Source organism: Streptomyces aureus (assembly GCF_001418135.1).
Lineage (GTDB): Bacteria > Actinomycetota > Actinomycetes > Streptomycetales > Streptomycetaceae > Streptomyces > Streptomyces aureus_A.
Genome location: NZ_LIPQ01000669.1, coordinates 1 through 2,167 on the forward strand (window position 1 = coordinate 1; position 2,167 = coordinate 2,167).

The 2,167-nt window shown below is 74.1% G+C and carries 3 protein-coding genes; all 3 read right to left on the reverse strand.

Annotation, left to right across the window (positions count from 1 at the left end; genetic code table 11):
* The coding region (locus AOK00_RS35895) for an alpha/beta fold hydrolase (protein ID WP_063886718.1) at positions 1 to 667 on the reverse strand (667 nt) is incomplete at its 3' end.
* Complete coding sequence (locus AOK00_RS35900; RefSeq protein WP_055604284.1) at positions 664 to 1,479, reverse strand: DUF1295 domain-containing protein; 816 nt, start codon at positions 1,477 to 1,479, stop codon at positions 664 to 666. The genes AOK00_RS35895 and AOK00_RS35900, both read right to left, overlap by 4 nt.
* On the reverse strand, positions 1,476 to 2,167 hold a 692-nt coding region (locus AOK00_RS35905; protein WP_159041934.1), incomplete at its 5' end, for a class I SAM-dependent methyltransferase. The genes AOK00_RS35900 and AOK00_RS35905, both read right to left, overlap by 4 nt.

The window sequence follows — 2,167 nt, forward strand, 5'->3', positions numbered from 1 at the left end:
AGCCGCCTGGCTCGGCCCGGGGCAGCAGCGTGGCGGTGATCTCGGCGGTACGGCGGTGCCAGTGGGTGGCGCCGCGGAGCATCGAGTGCCCTCCGGTGGTCATCCGGATCCCGACCGCGTCGGCGCCCGCCTCCCGGGCCCTGCGCACGAAGTCCCAGGACTCCCGGGCGGAGGTGATCCGGTCGGCCTCGTCGTGCAGGACGTGGATCGCGCGTCCCGCGAGGTGCTCGACGGGCTCACCCGGCGGGCACCAGGGCGCCAGGGCCACCACACCGCGCACCATCGGGTCGCCGGCGGCGCTCAGCGCGGCGCGGCCGCCCATCGAGTGGCCGACGAGGACGACGGGGACGTGTCCGAACCGCTCCCGCAGCCGCACGAGCGCCGCCGCCGCATCCACGGCCGCGTCACGGCGGGCGCCGTTCCAGCCCCGGTGCCGGTAGCGGACCTCCGCGACGAGCACCTCCCGGTCGGCGAGCGCACGGGCGACGGCGGTCGCGAACGGACGCATGCGCAGCGCGGGCAGGTTGACAAGGGGTGGCGGCCCGAGGCCCTCGGAGCGACCGCCGTGCAGCAGGAGCACGGCCGCGACGGGCACGGCCGGCTCGCCGCCGCGTACGACGAGAAAGCCCGCTTCGCCGCGCCCGACCGCGGCGGCGTCGGACGTCATCGGACTTCGGTCCGGTGCGCGGGCCGACGGGGCGGGCGAGGCAGGAAGCCGCTCGTACGGGCGGCGTAGGCGGCGTAACCCGGGCGGTGCGCCATGTGGGCCTCCAGGAGCCGTTTGCCGCTCCCCCAGATCAGCAGGCCACTCATCACCAGGGGTGACACCAGGACGATGACAGCGGTCCGCCAGTCCGCGCAGGCGGTCAGATAGAGCCCCCACCAGACCAGGAAGTCACCGAAGTAGTTGGGGTGCCGGGTCCAGCTCCAGAGTCCCCGGTCCATGATCCGTCCCCGGTTCGCGGGGTCGGACTTGAATCGGGCGAGCTGGTGGTCCCCGACCGTCTCGAAGGTGAGGCCCGCCGCCCAGAGGGCGAGGCCGAGCGCGAGGAGCGGGTCCGGTCCTTCGGGCAGGTAGGCCGCCGCCTGGACGGGCAGGGAGACGAGCCAGACGAGAGCGCCCTGGAGGAGGTAGACGGTGCGCAGCGCGTACAGCGCCGGATGACCGGGGGCCCGGGCGAGCATCTTCGCGTAGCGCGGGTCCTCGCCGTGGCCACGGCCTCGGCGGGCGATGTGGAAGGCGAGCCGCAGCCCCCACAGGCAGGTCGCGAGGGTGACCGCGAGCCTCCGGCCGTCGTCCCCGTACCCGGCGGAGAGCGCCCAGGTGACGACGGCGACGGCGGTGAACGCGAGGCCCCAGGCGATGTCGACGATCCGGTGGACGCCCTTCACCGAGGCGATCGCGAAGGTCACCAGCATGACCGCGAGGGCCGCTCCGGCGGACGCGGCCAGGTTGACCGCCAGCGCGGACGCGTTCATCGGGACGCTCCGGGGGCATCGGTGGCGACGAGGCGGAGCTGGCGGACGTCCAGGTAGTGCGCGCGGAAGCCCGCCTCGGAGTAGGCCAGGTACAGCTCCCACATACGCTGGAAGGTCCGGTCGAAGCCCAGTGCGCCGACCGCCGCCGACTCCTGGAGGAACGTCTCCCGCCAGAGCCGGAGCGTCTCGGCGTAGTGCGCCCCGTATCCGGTGTCGTGAGTGATGCTCAGGCCGGCGGTGGCGCTCTCGTGGGCGAGGGCGTCCGGCGACGGGATGAGGCCGCCGGGGAACACGTACTTGCTGATCCAGGTGTGGGTACGGGCGGTGTGGAGCATCCGCTCGTGCGGCATCGTGATCGTTTGGAGGGCGACGGCCCCGCCGGGCGCGAGGAGGCGGCGCAGCGCCGCGAAGTACGTGGGCCAGTACTCGGCGCCGACGGCTTCGATCATCTCGACGCTGACCACGGCGTCGAACCGGCCGTCGACCTGCCGGTAGTCGCGCAGTTCGACGCGCACCCGGTGTGAGAGGCCGGCCTCGGCGATCCGGCGCAGGGCGAGCGCGCGCTGCTCCTCGGAGAGCGTGACGGTCAGGACGTCGGCGCCCCGGGACGCGGCGCGTATCGCGAGTTCGCCCCAGCCGGTGCCGATCTCCAGGAGCCGGGTCCCCTCGCCGACGTCCTGACCGTCAC

Bases quoted from the DNA above. Each gene is read 5' to 3' on its own strand.
- AOK00_RS35900 (WP_055604284.1), bottom strand. From the start codon at position 1,479: ATGAACGCGTCCGCGCTGGCGGTCAACCTGGCCGCGTCCGCCGGAGCG.